A 21,289-nucleotide genomic window follows, 5' to 3' on the forward strand; every position below is an offset into this window, starting at 1 on the left:
GCCGTTTAGCCGCCCACCCGTGGGATCTCCACGCCGCTCCTTTGCAAAGCAACGCAGGCGCTGCCGCCCGGAAAGACGTAAGCGTGGACGTCCCAGCTTCTTCGCGGATCCCCGCCCAGAATGACCAGCAGCGGCTCGGGGCAGCGATACTCGCCACTGCGCGCGATATCTGCCATCTGCATGCGGTCGTCCCAGCTCGCCGTGGGAGGAGCGAAGGGGTGGAAGTGCCACTCGCCCAGGTAATACGCGCCACGCCCGGCGTTCCATAGCCGTTCGAGCCATCGCGTGACGCCACCGGCGCCGCGTACGAAGCTGCTCTCGCTCGCCCTGGAGCCACGCGGAGGACCCGAAACCCGGGTCACGTGGGCGCAATCGTACGCCTCGTTGTAGCGGCCCACGAGGACGCCGCCGGTCTCCTTGTGCCCGGCTTTTACGGCAAACGAGAGGAGGGCGGAGATCTGCGCGGGGGGCAGAACGAGGCCGAATCGATGGTCGGCGGAGCGGAGCGCGACGCCGGTTCGGGAGCGGCTCATGAGCGCGGCTCCGGCGCATCCACGCGGGTGAGGCCTCCGAAGCCGCCCATCTCGTCGTCCCCGCGCTCGAAGACCTGAAGCCGTGGAAAGCATTTCCTCGAAGTCGCTGCACCTTCGAGGAGCTTGGTGGCGACGGCGCCGAGCAAGGAGACATCGTCACAACGTGTGGGAGAGAGCGGATGCCAGCAGCCAGCACCTTCCCATACGAAATCTTGGTCGGTGCTCCTGCCCATGCTGTCGTCGAGCCACGGGCGGAGCCGGGCGCGAAAATCATCGAAAGGGAATGCCACGGCGCGCGCAGAATAGAAGTAGAGCCTGCGCCCCGAGAGGCCGATCGAAATGGACACGAAGAGCCTGGTTGCGTCCATGAGCCGCGCGCCGAGTGCCGCGAGGACGGCGTCCTCTCCCGTCAGATCAAGCACGATGTCGCGCCCTTCCAGCAGCTTGCGAGCTTCGCGTTCATCCCAAGGCAAGCCTCTGTCATCAGCCCGAACACACGCGTGAGGCGACGCGAGGTTCAGGGCCTCCGCGAGCGCCGATGCCTTCGGTTCTCCGAGCGCATCGATGCCGAGCCGGTGCCGCGAAAGGTTCCCAACCGCGAGCGTGTCGCCGTCAATGAGCAACAGATCCCGGACCCCCATCCGCACGAGGAGATCGGCCACGTGCGAGCCGAGGGCCCCGACGCCGATGATCACAATGCGAGCGGAACGAACTTCCAAGGCCAACCTTCCTCGGGCCCCGATACGATCGGAGTGCCAGTTCTCAGAGGAGCGCCATGCGAGGCGCCGTTTGTCTGCGAGCGGCCCCTGACGGGCGTATTGCCACCGTCCGAGCGCGTTGTCGCGAAACCCATGATGAAAACTTCGCGCTTTCCCCCGCCTCGACCGGGTCTGCGTGGGCATGAGCGACGGCACCTCGATGGGTTGCCAGTGCAGTTCGCGCGCGGGTTCGCCCACGCGTGCTGGAATCGGGAAGCCCACGAGCAGGAGAAAAGGACCTTCTTTGCGAAGGCGGGTCACGACGGGCTGCAGGAGCCGGTCGAGCGAAGCGCCATGCGAGGCGACGGCCCGGCGCAGCTCCCCCCACGTGGCCGGCGCCTGCCAGGGGGGGAGTACGGGTGCGGCGGGCAGCAAGATCCAGGCAGCAAGGAGCTTCTTCGGCGCCTCCAGGATCACGCGACCCCAACGAGGGCGGGCGAAGATCAACCCCTCGCGATCCGCCCATTCCATGACGACGACGCGGCGCTCGGCAGACGATTCGAGCTCCGCCAGCGCAGCGAGCCCATACGCGACACCGACGTCGCGGAACGACGCGATGTCGTCGGCCCCCTCCGCGAAGACCAACGTTGGACGCTCCGCGCTCGAGCTCGCCCCCGGAAACGCAGGCAATTCGTAATGGTCTCCGGTAGGAAGGAGCGCGCCGCGCGTGGCGGCCTCCAGCCAGGTTCTTGCGCGGCGAACGTGCCACGTGAGGCGCCGGTGGGGCTCGAGCGGCTCCACCGGCGAGAGTCGTGCGCCCACCGAGCTCCGAAGCGGCGAGGCGAGGCATAGGTCACCGGAGCGGAAAGGGGCGCCCCGACGGGCGTCGTTCCGCGATTGATGAGGGAACGTACGGTCGATCCCGCCACGCTTGGCGGGGTACACCTTGATCGAGCCGAACGGATACGCGGGGTCGACCCACACGTACCAATCGGTCCTGGCGGGCACCTGGGCGTTTGCTCGGACTGGCTCAATCTCGATGCGGATCCGAAGGAAAAAGCGCTTGCTCCCAGGATCCCACGTGACGTCGCGGAGGAGCTCGATGCCGCGCACGCCGTCGAGCGCCCTCCGCCCCGCCTTGAGCTCCTCGCTCGGCGTGCTCACGCGAACCGCCCGCTCCCCACGCGCGAAGGGCCACTTCGCTCGCTGAAGCCCCCCCGCGATCCTTCATCCTCGTCCTTCGGGGGCTCCGGGAACTTGTCGCCGAACAATGCACGCCACAGCGTGGCGCTCTGCTCGATGCTCTCGGCCTCCAGCGCGAGCCGAGCGAGCCGAGCCGCCGTGGTGGCCGCACCATAGAACTCACGGAATTGTGCTTCCGTGACCCGGTGGAGTACATCGGGGTGGCATCCATGATCGGGCAGCAGCGGCTTGCCAAAGCCATACCGCGTGACGACAGCCTCCAACGTCTTCGTCACGCCCTCCGCGACCGAGCGGATGCCGTCGGGGCAACAGTCGGCGATGATGCGTTCGAGGGGATAGCTCTTCGGGTGATTGAGCGCGGGTTGGTGATTGTAGCGCCACCACTTGATCGCCTTGACCACATTGACGAAATGGCCGCTCGTGCGACCGTTCTTCTCGCGCGTCCAGGCGAGCTGTGCGAGCGGGTGCGTGTCCTCCCAGCGCTTCGCATCGCGGTCGGGAATGCGCAAGGAATGCTTTTTCCAGGTATTCCCGCGTGCAATTTTGCGGTTGCGCTCGGCCTCCGTCTCCTCGTCGAGCTCCTCGTCGTCCTCGGGCAGGATCCCCATGATGCTCTCGGGCGGCGAGGAGGTGATGACGAGATCGAGATCTACCTGCTCCTGATGAATCCCGATGGATCGCCCCTGGATGCGGTATTGATCCTTGTAATGTTTCTCCACGAACGGCTCGAAGAGGGCCAGGGCCTCGGCGGGGGTATAGTCGTTCTCGTGAAGCCGGGTGACGACGATGATATCCACGTCCGAGCGCCGGCCGGGCGAAGGGCGCACCGCCGTGGAGCGCCGGTAGCTGCCCTGGAGGAAGGTCGTCACAAATGCAAGCTTGAGCGGCTCGAAGGCCATGAGGCGCTCGCGCAGCTTGATGTGGCCGTCCCGAAGGGCGCGACGCTGGGCATCGGTCGGTCGGATGGCCTGGAGGAAGTCGGTGAAATACGTAGGGAGTTCCATGGGAGGTCCTTTCAACGTGTTCCTGGAAATGGATCAGCGAACCCAGGGCGTCAGAACGGTGCGGTGCTGCTCTCGGACGAACTTCATCGCCTTTCGAACCGGATCTCGATCGAAAGTGCGGATGGCCTCGATGACGCTGGCGGGGTTGAAGCCTCCCTGGGAAGGAATCCTGAGGAGCCGGCCGCCGAGCACGACGAACAGCTCGGTATCGTGAATCGGTCCGTCGACGACCTTGTCCCATCGGGCATCGAGATGCCCCTTGAGCGGGGCCAGCTCGACGACGAGGCGCGAATCGAAGATCCGCTCGAGATCCTCGACGCGCTGGAGCGTGGCAGCTCGCGCGCATTGAAGATGCCAGATGAGATAACGCCTGAGCTTGCGCTCCGGTAGCTCCAGGATTCTTCGCTCATCGTGCTCTGCACGATCGAACGTCTCGATGCCGGCGAGCAGGGCTTCGATGTTTGCGGTGACGATGTCCCTCGCGTGCTCCTGGCCCTCCTCGCCACGGCGCAGAATTTCCATACATGCGAGCGCTTGCACCGCGATGGCGTCGGCCCAGAAGTCGACCTCCTCCAGCGCGAACCCGGCACGCCCCTCGTCCGTGGTCGAGGGGAGGTGCTGCACGAACTGATACAGCTTCCGCAAGAGGAGTGTTTGTCCTATACGTGCGCGCGCGACTGGCTCGTCGACCTTGCGCAGCGCTTCGAGGAAGCCATGCCCGAGCGTCATCGTCCGCTCGGACACGTCGATCGAATTCGTGTCCCCCGTGGGCTCGTCGGCGAGCTCGATCGCGCGCAGTCGTTCGAGAAAACGTGCCCCCTCGGAGTCGCGCAACGCGGACGGCAGGTGCTTTTGCTCGAGCTTGCTCTGCAGGAAGCCCACAGCGCGCCGAAGCTCTTGGAGGATTTTCCTGCGCGCCAGCTCGTCGTCCGCGGTATGCTGGAGTACACGCGCGACGCGAGGTCGATACGGGAGCACGAGGGCATGCTCGTATCGCTGGTTGAAGTAATTGGGTACCCATATGTCGCCGACGATCTTCTCGTTGATGGCACGTCCGATCATGAACGCGAGCGGCGCCGGACCAGCGAAGAAGAGGGCGAGGCCATTTCGATTCGGGTAGCAGTCATGGAGCTTCTCGAAGACGACGCGGAGCTCGGCCATGACTTGCGCCACGTTCGAGGCATCGAGGTTCTTCGAGCGCCCCGTCCACACTTCGACGATGTCGCCTGGATGTGCGCCTCGTTCACGCATGAATTCGTCGACAGCAGCCTCGCTCATCTCGTAATTCGTGGAGATGTAGACGGGGATACGCTCGGTGGATCGGGAGCGTCGATCGAGGCCACGCACAATCTCGAAAAAGGGCGATGCTGCCGGGGCCTCCGTCTTCCCTCGGAGGGAGAGGACGTCCCAGGGGCCGTCTTTGCGCCGGTTGAGGAGCGTGAAATCCGTCTCCCGCGACGACGTCTCCATACCCAGGTGCGTGAACAGCGGCAGCGCGCCGAGGCCGGCGACGTAATATCGAAGAGGTTGGCCCTCGCTCGCGAGGGCCCGCGCCTCGGCCAGCATGCGTGTGATGGCCGAGGCGCAGCCGGGATAATCGTCGACTCTGCCGGCGTGACCCGGACGCGCGCCGAACTGGGTTGCGCAAAGCACGTGGGGCTCGACAGGCTGGATGTGCGAAAGGATCTCCTGCTGGGCCAGGGTCACGTTGGAGGCGAGATCAAGGAGCAGGAGCACGCTAGCGCTGTCGTCCACAGGGCTCGGTGTCGCCCCGAAGGTCACACTCGCCGCATCGACGCCATCCCGCGTGTAAATCCTCGCCGCCTGCGAGGGATCGAGGCCCGCGAGTTCGAGCGCGTTCTTGCCGCGCTCGAACGCCTCCCGCACGGATTGGCCGCAACAGATGGCCTTGTAGAACGCCATCGCGAATTCCGTCGCGGCCTCATCCGTGATGGGGCGTGTCGTCCCGAGGGCGCACGTGACGTGCTGTGAGACGGCCTCTGCGATGGCGCCCGAGTAGCAGGCGTTGAGCACGACGACACGTTTGTCCCTCTTGCTATGCAACGCGAAGAGGTTGGCGAGGGCGATCTTGTCGACCCGTCGCGCACCTCCGTCCTCGGCCTCGAGTAGGAGATCTCCACCCGTCGTCCCATGTCCGCTGAAGTGGACGATGTCTGGATCCTCTTCCAGAATGGCATCTTGCAGCCGTCGAGGTCCGACGGCGCCGCGAGCCACGATATGGATCGCCCCTGCCAAATCCGTGAGGCGTAGCGCATCCTTGATGCGCTCGAGCTCGCGATCCGGGCGTATCGGGACGGCGTCGTCCGGATTCGCAGCGAGGAAGAGCACCTTGATGGGTGCAGAGGGCAGGGATGTAGCCACCTTATTCACCGTGCGTCCGCCTTTCTCTCGGCTGCTTTCGTTCAGCGCCCCGCGGGCCTCCGCCCGCGCTCGGGGTATTCCGGGCCGAGGAGCTCGCGCAGCACGAAATGTGCCTCCTCGGTGAAACCCCGCGCGTCCATGGAGAGCGCATAGAGAACGACTTCAGCCGCATGTCGAAGCATGGTTGTGCTCCGCCCGCGCTCCTCCGACGTCATCCCCTCGTCCACATTGGGCCCGACGCCCGCAGGCTCCGGGCACCTTCCCTGCACGGCGCCGGCCAGATATTCGAACAACGCTCGCAGCCCTTCGAGGTAACTCGCCGGCGGCGTCGAGAAGGCGCTGCACGCGAGCACCTCCAGGTGGAAGGAGCGCATCGGCTCGCCTTGTTGCCGGTTCCAGCGTTTGGCGGCTTTGACCAGCGGGTTCAGCTTTCCGCCGGCGCGCGCGTTGGCGTTCACGAGCGACTGCTTGTGGACCTCAGGGTTCGTATTGATCCACGAACGCCGGTTTCGATCGGGGATCATGTACATGTCGCCGGACACCACAAAGGCAGGGACGACGTCGTACCCGATCCCCGTCCCGGTGAACTCGATGTGCACCGAGCGCCCCTGGATCGTGGGCTTGTCCTTGTTCGTGTATGCAGCGACCAGCGCCCGCGACAGTTTTTGCAGGCAGCTCTCGGGCGCCGTCCTCATGTCCACGTCGCCGTGGTGGCGCCGGTCGAGCACCAGGAAGATGTCGATATCGTTGAGGGGACGGATCGCCGTGCGGCGGGCATACGAGCCGGAAAGAAAATCGCGCTCGACGCCGCCGAGGTGCAGGTCGATCTTCTGGCGAAGATACCTTTGCTGGTTGGACGCGTTCGCGCGTTCTGCTTCGGTGAGCTCGAGGTTCTGGAGGAATGTCTGGAACGCCTGCGCGAGAGTAGCCATGTCTCGGTCTCCTGAGTCGATGCGCCCGTGACGGGCGGACGACATCATCGCAAGAGCCGTGCCGGCGCTGGGCGCACCGTTTTTCAGGGCCGTATCGCGTACCCGTCCAAATTGCCGGACCCGGAGTCCATCGCGATGGACTCCGGGACGACGCGCTGCAGCCGATCGCGATCAGCTGCAGCGCAGACGCGGGTGATCGCGATCAGGGCAGATCCGGCAGCGCGCGGGCTGCGGCCTCGAGCTCGGCCTGATATCGCTTCACCTCGTCGAGGCTCGGCCCCTCGCCATCGCGGAACGGCCCCGGCGGCTTCGGGAGGTTCGGCAGGGCCCTCCGCTGCTCGAGCCACGACTTTCGATCCCACGCCTTGATCTTGCGCATGAGCGGGCCTGCGTCCTCGGTCGTGGGGAACAACGTTGCCCGCGCGCTGCGACCTTCACGCGCGAGGAGCCCGTTCACCGCGAGCCGCGCCGCCTCGTTCGCGCCCTCCATCGTGGCGAGATCTGTCCCCGTCTGCACGAAATCCGCGGCGAAGAAGAGGTTTTGGACCCCCTCGGGTGCCGCGAGGGGCCGCTGATACCACGATCCGGGAGGATGGACGAGCAGCGGAGAAGCGTTCCGCACGCCCTCCGCCGTGAATTGGATGCCCGTGTCGAGGTGCGCGCGGACGAGATCCTCGTCACGCAGGAGCTCCTCTTTGGTCCCGTTGAGCCCTTGCTTGATCTGCCGCCACACCTCGTCGAGGACCTCCTCCTTGCTCGCGCATTGCGCTGCGGTCTTGCTCAGGCCGGGCGCCGTGGTCGACCAGTCGGAGACGTCGACCGAGAGAACGCCCGCGACCGATCCGTCGCCGTAAAGGGCCGAAAAAGCCTCCTCCTGCCCCCGGGTCCAGAACTGGGCTTGCGAGATCGCCGAGAGGGCCCAGGGTGCGTCCGGAAACGCGATGTGCCCATCGCAGATCGTCACGTCACGACGCAGGAAATACTGGGCGCCCACCATCCAAGCCGTGAGCTCGTGGACTCGCGCTCGTTTGAACTCCATGAGCGACGCGTCGAGGCCTGCGAGGTCGTCCCCCACGAGGAGCGCCATGGGTTCGAGGGGCAGCGACGCGATGAAGTGATCGGCCTCGATCCGCTCTCCCGTGCTCCCGATACGCGCACCGGCGATCCGACGCCTCGATACGTCGACTTCGAGGGCGCTCACGGGCCTGCCGAAGTGAAAGCGAACGCCGCGGCTCCGGAGGTAGGCCTCCCACGGATCGAGCCACCGCGTCGCGGTCGGGCCGTTGAGGACGCGGTCGTTCGCCCCCTTGGGCCGGAAGAAGTCGAGGATGAGCTGCAGAACCTTGTTGCCGATGGTGCACGCGCTCCCGCGCTGGGCGTCCATGGCGACCATGAACCGCGACGAGTTGATGTAGCGGCGGAAGCGCTCGGAGTACGTCGCTCCGCGGATGAATTCGAAGAAGCTCCTGTTCTCGTAGACGTCCCGCCGTCGCTCGTCGCTCGCGCACGCGAAACCCAGCATCGACAGGACGAACCTGCCCATCTCCATCGTCGAGATGCCCGTGCCCTCGAAAAGATCGCCGACCGCGGCGAGCATGTCGACGAACTCCCCGACTGCAGACGGCCGGTGCCGCTTCAGCTTGTAGACTTGCCGCGCTCCCACCTCGGCCATGCCCATCTCGGTGCAGCCGACCAGGTTGTCCGCCACCGTCCCGCCGCCCGGACGGGGGATCCGCTGCATCACGTCCGGAAGATGCGAGTACCACGCCGGAAAGAAGCGAAAGCCATGCTCGCCCGGCAGATCGAGCCGCCCCTCGCGGCCGGTATCCGCAAGGAATTGGCTCTTCGCCTTGCCCCCCACGGCCTCCGAGGCCTCGTACACATCTATCTCGAACGCATCGTCCCCGAGCTCTGCAAGCTCGTGGGCAGCCGAGAGCCCGCCGATTCCTCCGCCGAGGATCGCCACCTTGGTTCGTCTTGCCATATCGTTTCACCTCACGGGCGCATCGCGCCTCCGGGGCTATCTATTCACGAGGTATGCCAGTCTCGATCGACGTCTGGCACGGCGAGTGCAAAGGGGCCCCGCCATGACGAACCCATCCATCGAGCGGACCATCAATGCGCTGCATGCGATCACGGACCGGGCAGAACGCGAGGGCAGCCGGATCGGTTATTTTTCGGCCCTCTACGCGCGCGTAACGGCGGCCGTCGCGCGGGGGCTGCGGGCCGGTTTTTTCGAGGACGAGGACCGGATGGAGCGCCTCGACGTCGCCTTCGCCGACCTCTACCTGGACGCAGCGACCCGCTATCTGCGCAGAGAGGAGAGCGCGAGCCTGTCCTGGGGCGTCGCGTTCGATGCGTGCGCGCAGGAAAACCTGACCGTGCTGCAACACATCTACCTCGGGATGATCGCCCACGTGCTGGTCGATCTCCCTCTAGGGGCTGCGCAAACCTGCCCGGGAGAGGCAATCGATGGGCTCGAGGGCGATTTCTACAGGATCAACGATGTAGTGCGGTCCGAGATGAACGCGTTCCACGACGACCTGCGCCGGGTGTCTCCGGCGCTGGCCGGCTGGGATACAGGGCTATGGGGCGTGATGAGCCGTGGGACGCTCTTCGCGGGGCGGAGAATCGCCTTCCGTGAGGCACGTGCACTCGCGATGGCGGCTCCCCAGGAGCGAGCGAGTCTGCTCACCCGCAACGATCGTGTGGCAACCTGGCTGGGCCGGACGGTGGTGCTAGGCGGCGGAGCGCGCCGATTCTTCCACCAGGTTCGCGCCACGGAGTGCTGCGACGTTCGCCAAGTGATCCGCGCGCTGCGCGGGCAGCAGCTTGAAGGATGAGCATGACGGGGACGGTGTCCGGATGGATGGACAGGGGGACCCGGACCTGTCCAGAATCGCCGCGTCAGCCGGCCCCGGCGACCCGCCTCCCGGCGACCCATACCTCGGCGAGATTCGCGCGGGAGGCCGTGTAGACGATTTTCGCGAGGACATCCTCGGGCGCGTCGAGCTCGTCGAAGAGCCGGATCGTGCCGTTCGGAGCCACGGTGTCGACGCGGACGGCGTCGAAGTGGTAGCCGGGTGCGAAGCGGCCGACCGGGAGATCGAGCGCGTCGGCGCCCGCGGCGGTCGCGAGATGGAAGGCGTCGCGGATGTCGATGCGGGACGAGGGCCGGCCGCGTGTCTCCGGCGGCAGCGCCGGGTCGACGCCGCTCTCCAGCATGCGCGAGGCCGCGACGGCCCAACGGCAGGCGTCGAGCATGGAGGCGCTCGGGCCGCCGGAAATGTCCGTGCCCAGGCCGACGCGGACGCCCTTTGCGAGCGCCGCACGGAGCGGGAAGACCGCGTTCGAGAAATAGGCGTTCGACAGAGGACAATGCGCGATGCCCGCGCCGCGGGCGGCGATGCGGGCCATGTCGGAGGCCGTGATCAGGTTTGCATGGGCGAGGATCGATCGTCGCGTGAGGAGGCCGAAACGATCGAGGCATTCGGCGTCCGTCACCCCGTGGCGGGCGAGGACATAACCGTGCTCCCAGTCGCTCTCGGAGCAGTGGGTCTGGACGTGGCAGCCGGTTTCCTTGGCGATGACGCCGAGGCCCTCGAGCATCGCGTCGGTGCAGGAGGGGACGAACCGCGGCGTCACGACGGGGTGGACGAGGCCGCCCTCATTGGCCGGATGGGCGCGGACATAGTCGAGGAGCGCTCGGGTGCCTTGGAGGCCGGCCTCGGTCGAGGCGTCGCGGTAGAAGTCAGGGCATTCCTGCGGGTTGTCCATCGCGACCTTGCCCACGAGGGCGCGCTGGCCCTGTTCCAGGCAGGTGTCGACGAGGAGGCGGGTGGCTTCCTGATGGATCGTGGCAAAGTAGAGGGCCGTCGTGGTGCCGCTCGCGAGGAGGTCGGCGACGAGGGTTTTGTAGACCTTTTGCGCGAAGGCCGCATCGGCGTAACGGGCTTCCAGCGGGAAGGTGTGGCGCAGCCAGATTTCCAGCGGCACGTGGAGCGCCTTGCCGAGCTGCGGGTATTGCGGGGCGTGGATGTGGAGGTCGACGAAGCCGGGGATCACGTACGAGCCCGCGGGAAGCGTTACGAGCGTGCCGGCCCTCGACGCGGCGTTCCGGGCGTCGTCGTGGTGGGGGTCGCTCGATCGGGTCACGGTGGTGATCCGGCCCGCTGTGTCGATTTCGACGAGGGCGTCCTCCAGGACCTCGATGCCGCCGAGCACGGGCGCGTGGAAGAAGGTGCCGGCGAGGGTCTTGCCGTGAAGGTCGGTCATTTGGGTTGCTCTTCCTAGCATGCCCACGGTCGCTGCACGGCGGCGTTGCAGAGCGCGCCATGAAGCTGCTGGTGGAGGCCACAGCGCCAACGTGATAAACGTTGCGCATGATAGATCCTCTCACCGCTGATCTCGCGGCTTGCGTGCAGGCCCTCCGCACGGATCCGATCTTGACCGAGAGCACCCTGGCCATGATGGATTTTTGCCGCGGTCTCCTGTCGCGGGGAGAATCAGGTCTCGCGCTGGTGCGCGCGGTCGTGCGAGACAGCAGCTACAAGGCACGGCTCCGTGCGTGCGCCGCGCGCGTCCTGAGCCCGCACCTGGAGCCGGCCGACGTCGAAAATGCTTGCTCGCTGCTGCTGTCGGGAAAGCCTATCACGCGCTACATGGCCGCGGTGGCCTTGTGCCGCACGGCGTCCCCTGCGTCCGTCGACGCGCTGATCGAGGCCCTGGACGACGATGAGCTCATCGCGGACATGTATTGGGGTTTGTACGTGAGCGACGTTGCCGCGCTGGCGCTCACGCGCATCGGTGGAGCTGGCCAGCCTGCGCTTGCGGCCTGGGGCGAGAGGCGACGGCAAGACCTTCACAACCCCTCCTATCGCCTGGTGGCCGCCTGTGCCCTTGCGCGGGTCGGAGATGCGCAGGGACGCGCAGTCCTGGAAGAGCTCGTCGCGACGCAAAATGACTACATGGCCAGTGATGTGCTCGAAGCTTTGCGTGACGGTAGGGAAACATATTTGTAAGGCGTTTCGATGATTCCAATCACGGAGCCCCCCGCACCGCGATCGCCGTCGCGTGGATACGACTACTCTACCCGTGTCTTCCCGTGGACCGTCGTTCTTTCGGCCTTGCGTGCGAGGAGGCCCTCGTACTTGACCTCCGTGACGATGCGAACCTTCAGGCCGATCTCCGGATCCGTGTCATCGTACCACTCGAACACCGTGGTGTCGTTACTCTGCAAACGGGAGCCGGTGAACATTCGCTCGTCGTAGAGCACGAGTGCCGGTCCAGCTTCGCCAGTATATACCGTTGCCGTTCCGATTTTTTGCCCCTTCGAGACAACGGGGACCGCTACATTCTTGTGCGCGTTCCATTTCTCTCCTAGTGGGCTTCTCGCGCGAATCTGTCTGCGAAACCCGTCGTACGCCGTCTCCCATTGCGATGGCATGAGGGTGGCCAAAATACGATTGGCCTCGCTGCCCATGACGGGGCTATCGCCCGGCGTCAGAAACGGAACGTTGGGAGGCATCTTCAGCTTCCACTGGCCATTCTCTATGACGTACTGTTCGCCCGGCAAAGGCGGAGGATAACCGTCTTTCACCGCCTGGCGATTCAGTTGATCGGAATTCCAATGCTGAAAGTGTTTTCGCCTGGATGTCGGCGAGGTTTCCCGGGGGACGAGAGCTATCTTCCCTGATTTCGGTTCAATCTTGCCCGATGGGTCGACCATCATCGGATGCTCCGGCGTGCTGCCCGGCGTGATGTAGAGCTGGTACGCTCCCTTGTTGTTCGGATCCCGAGCATAGAAGTGGCCCTCGGGTGCTCGAGCGTAAGCCGTGTAGGGCGTCTCCTTGTTCTCGGACCCACCGAACTTCGCCGCGACGAAGTCCGGGCCTGCCTCGAAGTTCGTGAGCTTCTCCTCGTGCTCACGCACCTGCGCGCGTAGGTCCTCGAGGAGCTTGTTGTGCTTCTCTTCCTGGGCGGCGTCGAACTTCTTTCCGGCCGCCTCGTTCCCGCGTATCTCATGGCTGTACGACTGGATGAGATACGCGAGCTTTGCGAGCTCCATCGCCGAATAAAAGGCCTGCGAGCGCCAGGGCTGGCTGCCCGGATCCTTGGGGTCGGCCTTGCCCGAGAGCAACGCGCCGGCTCGATGGATCGCATGACGGACCCGGCCCGACAGGCCCATGTAACGGAACAACATCTTCGCCGCGATGGCGTGGCCGACGATCATCTTCGTGTCGGCACGGACGCCGGCAACCACGTGAATGTCCCTGATCAACCCGTAGTTGTCGAACTCGGGAACGGCCATGGCGTCCAGCGGCCCCACCGATTCCGACCGATAGACAGGGATCTCCCTTCCCGTGGCCATCTTCAGCAGGGAATGCACCGTCGGATCGGCGCGACGCCCCGGGGCGTGCGGCGCTTGTTCGCCGGCGCGCGTCTGTCTGTTTTTTCCCTCCATCACGAGGTGGTGCCCGACGGCGATCCCGAGATTCAGCAAGTGCGAGCCGAGGAGCTCCATGATCCGCGCCTGACGAATGCTGTCGGGCAGCGATTTGTCTTCGGAGATCGTCTTGATCTGCGCATAGAGATCGGCACCGGCCACGGCGACGCTCATCCCGTCGAGGCCAAAGCCGAAGATCATCAAGCCGAGCTGGCCCCCTGCGGAAACCGGGATCAGCTTGAGGGTGGCCGCCGCCCGCACGGCGCCGACCGGGGCGCTGAGGACGTTGATCACGTCCATCCACATGCTGAGATCGTTCGCGCGCAGCGTACCCAGGGCCGCGCGGCCGGCCAGCCGATACGCCGAGGGAATGGCGCCGACGACGCCGACCGGTATCATGATGGAGAGCATCATGCCGGGCGCGAGGAAGGGCGCGGCGGCCACCGTGGCCACGGAGATCGCCAGCGTGATGTTCTCGACGCTCTCCAACGCCAGCGCGGACAGGTCCTTCTCGATGCGAATCGTCCGCGTCGTTCCGGCCCCGCCGAACTCCCCTGCCATGTACGGAGGGATGTAGAGCGTACAGGATCCACGGCCATACCCGTGGCTGCTCTCGAGCAGCTTCGTCGCCGCGTCGACGATGGCGTCCTCGCGGTTCTCCCTGGGGTCGCCCACCTCGAAGCTGCTGTCCTTGGTGGTGGAATCGAGCACGGCATAGACGAGTTGGTCCCCGTCCGCAGGGCGCTCCACGGCTTCGAGGAGGAGGCGGTGCGTGACGCCGTCGCGCCCCACGAGCGCCGCCGTGATGCGCACGGGCGGCTCCAGGGACGCGCCTTCGCTCTCGCTCTCGAGGCCGAGGAGCCGCGCCTGGCGCAACATGAGGATCTCGTCGATGTCGGCGATGCGCTGGGTCAGCGCCTCGATTTCCTTCGAATCCGGCGCGGGCTCGTCCCGCTTCGGATCGGCCGCGCTCGTCTCACCGATCTTGCGGCTCTGGAGCTCGGTGAGGCGGCGATCCAGCATCGCGCGCTCGCGGAACAGCACGGGCAACGCGTCGCCATGGAGCGTCTGGCGAATGTCCTCGTACTCGCTGAGCAGCGCCATCCGGGTTTCGGGGGCCATCGATTTGTCGTTGCTGAAGAGCTCCTTGTGGAGGTCCTGGTAGCGGCCTTCCTCCTCGAACATCGCCCGCACATCGGCATCGACCCGCAGCTTGGACATCTCCGCGGACGGTCGCACCCATACCGGCATCCACGCGACGCTCGGGGCACGCTCGATGACACGACCCTCCACGGCAATCGGCGACGCGATGCAGCGCACGATGTAGAGGCCGCTCTTCTTGAAGGGCAGGGCGTGCGCATACGACGGCTGGGCCAGGTTCTCGATGCCCGCTCGCACGAACGTCCCGATCGGCCGCAGGATCGCGTTGAGGGAGACCAGGGTGGTGGCGCCGATGCCCGGGACACCGATATCGAAGATGAGCGCCTGGAGCGCGCGCTGGATATCGACCGCGTTGTCGTCCATGTCGCGCCCCAGCCGCTGCCAGAGCACCGCGCCCATGCCTGGCGCCTCCCCGTTGGCCTCGAGGTCGAGCGCCGTTTGCGCGAGCTTCTTGATGTCGTTCTCGGGGACCTCGAGGAGCTGCCACTCGTAGTTGAAGAACGTGGTCGCCGATTCCATCAGGCTGCTGATGTGAAGCTGCATGAAGAAGGTGGCGTCCGAGCCCTCCGGCAGGTCAAAGAACTGCTGATCGAGCGCGGGATAACTCATCAGGCTGGAGGGCAACGGCGGCGTCGTCGCCTTCACGGGCCCGCTGAGCAGGTGATCCTCGCCCTCCGCGTCGACGAGCCGCACCTTCATCCGCAGAGCGAAATCCAGAAGCAGCTTCTTGCGGACCTCGTGGTTGTCCACGTCGAGCGCCTCCACGGCGAGCTTCGGCGCCCTCTCGATGTCCAGGAGGAGCTCGGCCGCGAGGTACTCGTCCGGCACGCTGTTCGCGGGCGCGGGCTCGTACACCCCGGAAGCCAGGGGGCGGACAGGGGGCATTCGCCACAACGCGCGGTACGCGGGCTCGTCCACCAGGCCCGGGTCCTGGCGAATGCCGTCGACGGCGTACGCGGGCACCAGCAGGGTGTCACGAATCGCATCCTGCGCTCGGCTCATCCGGCCCGCCTTTCTCTTCCGGTTCACCAGTCCGGGCTTCTGGGCGTCGATGAAATCCCACAAGAGCCCCCGATGGCTCAGAATCACGCGGAGGAAGATCGACTCCGTGTACCAACCCGGGAAGTCGAGCACGCCCCGGAGCTTCTCCCAGGCTCCCCGCGCGTCGTCGACGGCCAGGATGTAGGCGACCCGCTCCTCCTCGAGGGCGAGCTCGATGCCTCGGGCGATGAGCCATTTGACCAATGTTTGCGGGATCGACTTGTAGAGAGCGAAAGGGGGAGCAAGCTGCGCCACCGGCGTCTCTGCCTGCATGCCCACGACCGAGAAGCTATCCTTCGAAAGAGCCTGGTACGCCTCGACGGCGAGGCGGGGGCTGTAGCGCTCCTTGCCGACGAGATGCCATAACGCGGCAGCCGTCATCTGGAGCTGCTTGTTGGGACCGGCGAGCCATCGCGATCCCGGCTCCGGAGTGAAGTAAAGTCCCTCGATCCGCACCTTCATCGAGGTGAGCATCGGCTCGGTGAGAAGATCCTCCACGTCTCCCGTCACGGCGTCGTTGTCCGCCGCGGGCCCCGGCCCGAGCGGGGCCAAGGGGCGGCCCACAGCCGCGCCTCGCGCGTGTGCCTGGCCGAGATGCGCAGCCTCGGCTTCGGCAGCCAGCCGCGCCCGTGGGCCCGCTCCGCCCGCGGGGGCAGGGTTTCGCGCCTGTGCCAGATGGGCGAGCTCGTGCGCGAGGACGTATCGCCCCGTATCCGTTCGCGGGTCGACCTTCGTGGGATGCAGATACACGACGCCGCTGTCCACGAGTCCGCGGGCTCCGCGCGACTCGAGTTGCCGCTGGGCCTCGCCATCGGCCCGCACCTTCACGCCCCCCGGCTCGATCCCGAACGCCGACGCGAGTGTCTCGATCTCGCGCGGCATGACCGCATTCAGCGTCGAATCCGTAGCCGGCTCGGATTCTTCCGCCACGGAGCTCATTCCATCGGCTCCGCGCGCATGTGCAGAGCTGCTCGAAGCGTTCGCTGGGGATGCCATGCGGCTGGGATAGACTTGCCAAGAGGGAGCGCGCCTCCATGCCACAGGCGTCCAGGGCTGGGCCATGGTGGGCATTTCGCTCGACAGCTCGGGCGTGCCCCGCCCCGAAGCAGGCGCCTGTCGCCGCGAGACATCCGTTTTTTGCACCGGGGAAGGGATGGCTGCGCGCGATTTCCGCTCGAAGGTGGACATGCTGTGGCCTCCAGTGGCGCTTGCGCCAAGGATACCGCACGACGGGCGAAATGGGCAGCTCCCATTCGCATGAACCGCGTCGCGCACGTGAGACGATGGGAGAGGAAACCTATCGTCACACGTGATAGCAACAACTCGAGCCACACGGCGACCGCCCTGCCGCGCACCGCATACGCCTCCGGCGCCGTCACGTGCAGGCGTGGAATTCGTGCTTCGTCGACCACGGAGGCCGCGTCCCCCTGCTGCGGGAGGCTTCCTCCTTCTCTACGCCCCCATCGCCGCCACGCGGTCGCCAAAGGCCGTGCCAGCCTCCAAGCAGCAGTCACTCCTTATATAATAGATAGCCTCCCTCCACGGTCGCCCAGAAGGAGGTGCCGCCGGCCCGCGAATACACGTTCGCGCTCCCTTCGAGGACGCCCTCGCCGGTCGTCCCATGACGCCCTGCGACGCAAGATCCGCTCCGCAACTCCCGATGAGCGAACCGGGCAACAAAATTGCAACGGCGAGGAAGAATGCGCCGCGTGACGAGGTTCTAGAATGCATGAGCCGCCCTCCGTACGCTGCCGCGGAGACCGCTCTCCTCATTGATGAGCCCAGCAAACGCGCGAGTGAAGCGCACATCACCCCACGGACTGTGAAAAGTATTTTTTGGCACGCGCGTTAAATTCATCAAAAATGGGGTTGCATTGATGGGTTGATATGTTGTAGTCTGCACCCCGTCCGAGACGGAAGAAGGGAGTGCTACGGCCCGGTGGTCGCCCCCCCAGGTGGCCTTCCCTTCCATTCAAGGAGGGTCTCATGTCGCTAACGACCGCCGTTGCGTATGGTCCTATTAGCTTTCTTACGGCGGGAGGGCAGCAATTGCTCATTCCCGTGACTGCGTTCGGATTCGATACGAATGGCCAGATCCAATTCGTCGCGCCCGATTCGCCTTACTCGGCAGCGTTGGACTGGCTCAATCATCTGTACGAAACCGGCTATATCAGGCCGGGGAAGGCGCCCGCTCCCAGCCTGGCGATGGTGATTCGCGCAGCGGATCCCGGGGCGTGGGGCAATCAGATCCAGATCAAGGTGACCGCCGCGGAGGAGACGTTCGATCTCGAGGTCACGGCGACGACGACCTATACCAACGTCTCGCTCGAGACGCTGCTCGAGCAGCTAGGGACCGAGACGCGGCCGGGCGTCAAGCCGGGGCTCGTCCGCTTTCGTGACGCCGATTTGCCGCTCGTTCTCCCTGCAGCGCTGGCGGGGGCTTCCCTGGCCGGCGGGACGAATGCCACCCCTGTCCCGGCCGCCGCCACGAGCGGCACACAGATCCGCAAGCACGACGAGGATGTCCTCGCCTTCCAGCTGGTGGCGCGGAAGCCCGGCTCGCGTGGGAACGACATCGACATCGATATCGAGAATGTCGTGAGCGCCGACGGCACCTTCTCGCTCGAGGCCGTCTGGAACGTCAAGTTGACCGCGCTCGATCCGACCACCCCGGGTATCCTGACCACGATCAACAACGCATTCGGCTACGTGATCTCGGTCGCGGCGCCCATCGGCGGCTCGCTTGGCATTCCGCAGACCAGCACGTTCAACCTGACGGGCGGCACCGACGCGACCAAGGCTTCGGCGAGCCCCATCACGCAATAGGCCTGAAACCCTACCGCATCGAGAAGTCGAGGGTCCCGTCATGCCGGTCACCACGAGTTACCCTGGTATCTACATCGAAGAGTTGCCGAGCACCTCGCGCACCATCGCGGCTGCTCCCACCTCGATCACGGTCTTCATTGGCTACACGCACCCGTTCAAGACGAAGCAATTCGACAAGCCAGTCCGAATCTTCAGCTTCGCCGATTACGAGCGCGAGTTCGGAGGTCTTTACCGGAACGTGTACCTGGACAACAGCGTCCCCTACGCGGTTCAGCAATTTTTCCTGAACGGCGGCTCCGATGCATATGTCATCGGTCTGAAGCCCCAGCTCCATCCGCCGGCGCCCGCGTCCGCAACCGCCTTCCCGAAGACGGAGGCGAGCATCGGTACGAATGCCGTCCTCCGGGCCCTCGAGCCCACGGATGCGTCGTCGCCGATGACCGCGTCGGTCAGCAATCTCGTGGGGAACGTCGCTGACATCACGATCTCGTACGGAAGCCGCGTGGAAGTGTTCCGTGGGGTCAAGCTCGTCAAGGAAGGTATCGATGCCGTGAACAGCATCGAAGTGCGGCTCGCCGACTCCTCGTTGGTGGAGCTCGTCGAGGCAGCGGATTACGGGACGTATGCGTCGACGTCGACGCCGGTGCTGTTCCAATACGCGGTCGTGCCCGATCCGAGCGCGACGACGTTCTCGGACGATGATTTCCTGCCGGTCTTCGGCGATGGACAGCTCCTCGACAAGGTCGACATCTTCAACCTGATGGTGATCCCCGGCGTGGCCCATCAAACCGTCCTGAGCCATGCGCTCACGTTCTGCGAGCGCAAGCAGGCATTCCTGATCGTGGATGCGCCCCCGAACTACAAGGTCGAGGACATCGTGCAGGATCCGACCGTGCTCGACGTCATTCCCAAGAGCACGAACGGCGCGCTGTATTTCCCCTACCTCAACTCGCTCGATCCCCTCACCGGAAGCACCATTTTCCTTCCCCCGAGCGGCACCGTCGCCGGCGTCTTCGCGCGCACCGACACGAACCGCGGCGTCTGGAAGGCTCCCGCCGGGCTCGAGACCACCCTTCGCAACGTCAGCGGCGTCGTCGTCGACGGTCGCATGACCGACAAGCAGGCCGGTGTCTTGAACGATAACTCGGTCAATGCCATCCGCACCTTCCCTGGAATCGGATCGGTCGTCTTCGGCGCGCGCACGCTCGTGGCGAACAACCTGTCATTCCAGCAGTGGAAGTACGTATCGGTCCGGCGCATGGCGCTCTTCATCGAGCAGACCCTCTACCGGAACCTTGGATGGGCGATCTTCGAGCCCAATGACGTCCCGCTCTGGACCGCCCTGCGCACCAGCGTCGAGGCCTTCATGCTCTCGCTCTTCCGGCAGGGCGCCTTCCAGGGGACCAAGCCGAGCGAGGCGTTCCTCGTTCAGTGCGATTCCTCCACCACCACGCAGGCGGATATCGACCTCGGGCGGGTCAACCTCATCGTCGGCTTCCGGCCCCTCAAGCCGGCGGAGTTCGTCATCGTCAAGATCTCGCAGCTCGCCGGCCAGGCGCAGGCGTAGGAGAACCCATGGGCAAGCCTTTTGCGATCAACACCCGCCGGTACGATCCCTACAAAGCGTACCGATTTCTCGTCTACCTGGGCGAGTCGACCGCGCCCGTCGCCGGCGTCAGCAAGGTGGGCGGTCTCAAGCGCTCCTCCGACGTCATCGAATACAAGGAGGGCGGGAGCGCCCTCATCCTGAAGGGCCTCGGACGCACCAAGTACGAGCCCGTCACGCTGGAGCGCGGCATCACGCACGACAAGGATTTCGAGGAATGGGCCAACGCCGCGCAGGTCCTCGACAAGGGCGCCCCCTCGCAGTCGCTCGCCAAGCTTCGCAAGGAGGTGCGCATCGAGCTCCTCAACGAGGCCGGCCAGCCGGTGCACCGCTACGTCCTCCACGACTGCTGGGTATCGGAATACCAAGCCATGCCCGAGCTCGACGCGGGTGGCAATGCGGTGGCCATCGAGACCCTCAAGCTCGAGCACCACGGCTGGGAGCATGACCTGAGCCTGGCCGAGCCAACGGAGATCTGAGTTGATCGGCTTCCGCCTTCCCGTCAGCGAGCTCCGCGTCACGTTGCGCCAGCTCGGAGGTGCCGAGGACATGCTCCTCGCCGAGGCCTCCGGCTGCGACGTGGAGCTCGCGCTCGCGCTCGCCTCCGCCCTCGCACGATCCGCGCAGGGCGAGGCGATCGCCTGGGAGGCGTTGCCCCTCACGGATCTCGACGCGACCCTGCTCCGCATCCGGCAAATGGTGATTGGAGATCATGTCCACACGGATATCCAATGCCCGGCGGAGGGGTGCGGCGAGCGCATCGACATCGCATTCCGCGTCACCGATTACCTCACCCACCACCAGCCTCGCAAGCCGCGGGGGATCGAGCGCGACCGCGAGCCGGGGTGGTTTCGGATGACGAATCCTGACGTATCCTTCCGCCCCCCCTCGGGCGCCGATCAGCTCGCCATTGCAGACGAGCCCGAGGGGGTCCGCTTGCTCGCCGAGCGCTGCATCCGGCCCGCGGATGCTCCGGCGCGTGTACGACGGCGCGTCGAGGCTGCCATGGAGGCGCTCGCTCCCAGCCTCTACGGCGAGCTCGATGGCACCTGCCCCGCGTGCGCCGCGACGGTGCGCATTCCTTTCGACCCGCAGCGTTACGTGCTCCTCGAGCTCCGCGCGCAGGCGGCCTCCCTGTACGAGGAGGTCCACCTGCTCGCGGGCCATTACAAGTGGTCCGAGCAGGACATCCTCGCTTTGCCCAGGCTCCGACGAACCCGTTATGCCGAGCTCATCCACGCGGAAAGGAGCGCAGGATAGATGGCCAAGGGTTCCTATCTCGGCGCCGTTGCCAGTCGCGCGCGCGCGGACGCCCCTTCGCTCATGCCGCCTCGGCGCTTCCCGCCCGCGCGAGGCGCCGAGCGTATTCCTGTGGCCTCGGCGGAGCCGGAGGTCCGGCGACCTCAGCCGCCCCGCGCAATCGCACCGGCGGCCTCGGATGCGCAGGGTTTCTCGCAG

Annotated in this window: 14 protein-coding genes; 6 read left to right on the forward strand and 8 right to left on the reverse strand. The window is 65.7% G+C overall.

Translation table 11 applies throughout. The annotated features are described in order from the left end of the window. Positions 1-5: 5 nt before the first annotated feature. From POL67_RS26000 to POL67_RS26025, 6 genes are all read right to left on the reverse strand, one after another. A complete protein-coding gene (locus POL67_RS26000; RefSeq protein ID WP_271921732.1) occupies positions 6-533 on the reverse strand; it encodes a Mov34/MPN/PAD-1 family protein in 528 nt (175 codons plus the stop codon). Further along, a complete protein-coding gene (locus POL67_RS53710; protein WP_271921734.1) occupies positions 530-2,395 on the reverse strand; it encodes a HesA/MoeB/ThiF family protein in 1,866 nt (621 codons plus the stop codon). The genes POL67_RS26000 and POL67_RS53710 overlap by 4 nt, the downstream gene beginning before the upstream one ends. Then, the gene (locus tag POL67_RS26010; protein ID WP_271921736.1) at positions 2,392-3,438 is read right to left on the reverse strand and encodes an SMODS domain-containing nucleotidyltransferase; all 1,047 of its coding nucleotides are present in this window, start codon (positions 3,436-3,438) and stop codon (positions 2,392-2,394) included. Before POL67_RS26010 ends, POL67_RS53710 begins: the two co-directional genes overlap by 4 nt. 33 nt (positions 3,439-3,471) lie before the next feature. Further along, positions 3,472-5,829 carry an SAVED domain-containing protein gene (locus POL67_RS26015; protein WP_271921737.1) on the reverse strand — a complete coding sequence of 786 codons (2,358 nt, stop codon included), beginning with the start codon at positions 5,827-5,829 and terminating at the stop codon, positions 3,472-3,474. A gap of 32 nt (positions 5,830-5,861) precedes the next feature. Beyond that, positions 5,862-6,752, reverse strand: coding sequence for a CBASS oligonucleotide cyclase (locus POL67_RS26020; protein ID WP_271921739.1), 891 nt, complete (start codon positions 6,750-6,752; stop codon positions 5,862-5,864). A gap of 202 nt (positions 6,753-6,954) precedes the next feature. Next, complete coding sequence (locus POL67_RS26025) at positions 6,955-8,736, reverse strand: hydroxysqualene dehydroxylase (protein ID WP_271921741.1); 1,782 nt, start codon at positions 8,734-8,736, stop codon at positions 6,955-6,957. A 103-nt stretch (positions 8,737-8,839) separates the two neighbouring features. On the opposite strand from POL67_RS26025, the gene POL67_RS26030 reads away from it, so the two are divergent. Then, positions 8,840-9,595: a DUF5995 family protein gene (locus POL67_RS26030; protein ID WP_271921743.1), complete on the forward strand. Its 756-nt coding sequence runs from the start codon at positions 8,840-8,842 to the stop codon at positions 9,593-9,595. 64 nt (positions 9,596-9,659) lie between these two features. Here the strand turns inward: POL67_RS26030 and guaD are convergent, their stop codons facing one another. Next, positions 9,660-11,027, reverse strand: a complete 1,368-nt coding sequence (guaD, locus tag POL67_RS26035) for a guanine deaminase (protein ID WP_271921745.1) — start codon at positions 11,025-11,027, stop codon at positions 9,660-9,662. A 170-nt stretch (positions 11,028-11,197) separates the two neighbouring features. Between guaD and POL67_RS26040 the strand changes: the two genes are divergently transcribed. Further along, a complete protein-coding gene (locus POL67_RS26040) occupies positions 11,198-11,773 on the forward strand; it encodes a HEAT repeat domain-containing protein (RefSeq protein WP_271921747.1) in 576 nt (191 codons plus the stop codon). Between the two features lie 62 nt (positions 11,774-11,835). On the opposite strand, the gene POL67_RS26045 is transcribed toward POL67_RS26040, so the two are convergent. Further along, complete coding sequence (locus POL67_RS26045) at positions 11,836-16,329, reverse strand: eCIS core domain-containing protein (protein ID WP_271921749.1); 4,494 nt, start codon at positions 16,327-16,329, stop codon at positions 11,836-11,838. A 1,131-nt stretch (positions 16,330-17,460) separates the two neighbouring features. Between POL67_RS26045 and POL67_RS26050 the strand changes: the two genes are divergently transcribed. From POL67_RS26050 to POL67_RS26065, 4 genes are read left to right on the forward strand one after another with little or no spacing between them, the layout of a single operon-like run. Next, positions 17,461-18,225, forward strand: coding sequence for a hypothetical protein (locus POL67_RS26050; protein ID WP_271921750.1), 765 nt, complete (start codon positions 17,461-17,463; stop codon positions 18,223-18,225). Positions 18,226-18,265: 40 nt separating this feature from the next. After that, positions 18,266-19,792 carry a phage tail sheath family protein gene (locus POL67_RS26055; protein ID WP_271921752.1) on the forward strand — a complete coding sequence of 509 codons (1,527 nt, stop codon included), beginning with the start codon at positions 18,266-18,268 and terminating at the stop codon, positions 19,790-19,792. An 8-nt stretch (positions 19,793-19,800) separates the two neighbouring features. Beyond that, a complete protein-coding gene (locus POL67_RS26060) occupies positions 19,801-20,310 on the forward strand; it encodes a phage tail protein (RefSeq protein WP_271921754.1) in 510 nt (169 codons plus the stop codon). Between the two features lies 1 nt (position 20,311). After that, positions 20,312-21,091, forward strand: a complete 780-nt coding sequence (locus POL67_RS26065; RefSeq protein ID WP_271921757.1) for a hypothetical protein — start codon at positions 20,312-20,314, stop codon at positions 21,089-21,091. The last annotated feature ends 198 nt before the right edge of the window (positions 21,092-21,289 follow it).

Source organism: Polyangium mundeleinium (assembly GCF_028369105.1).
Classification (GTDB): Bacteria; Myxococcota_A; Polyangia; order Polyangiales; family Polyangiaceae; genus Polyangium; species Polyangium mundeleinium.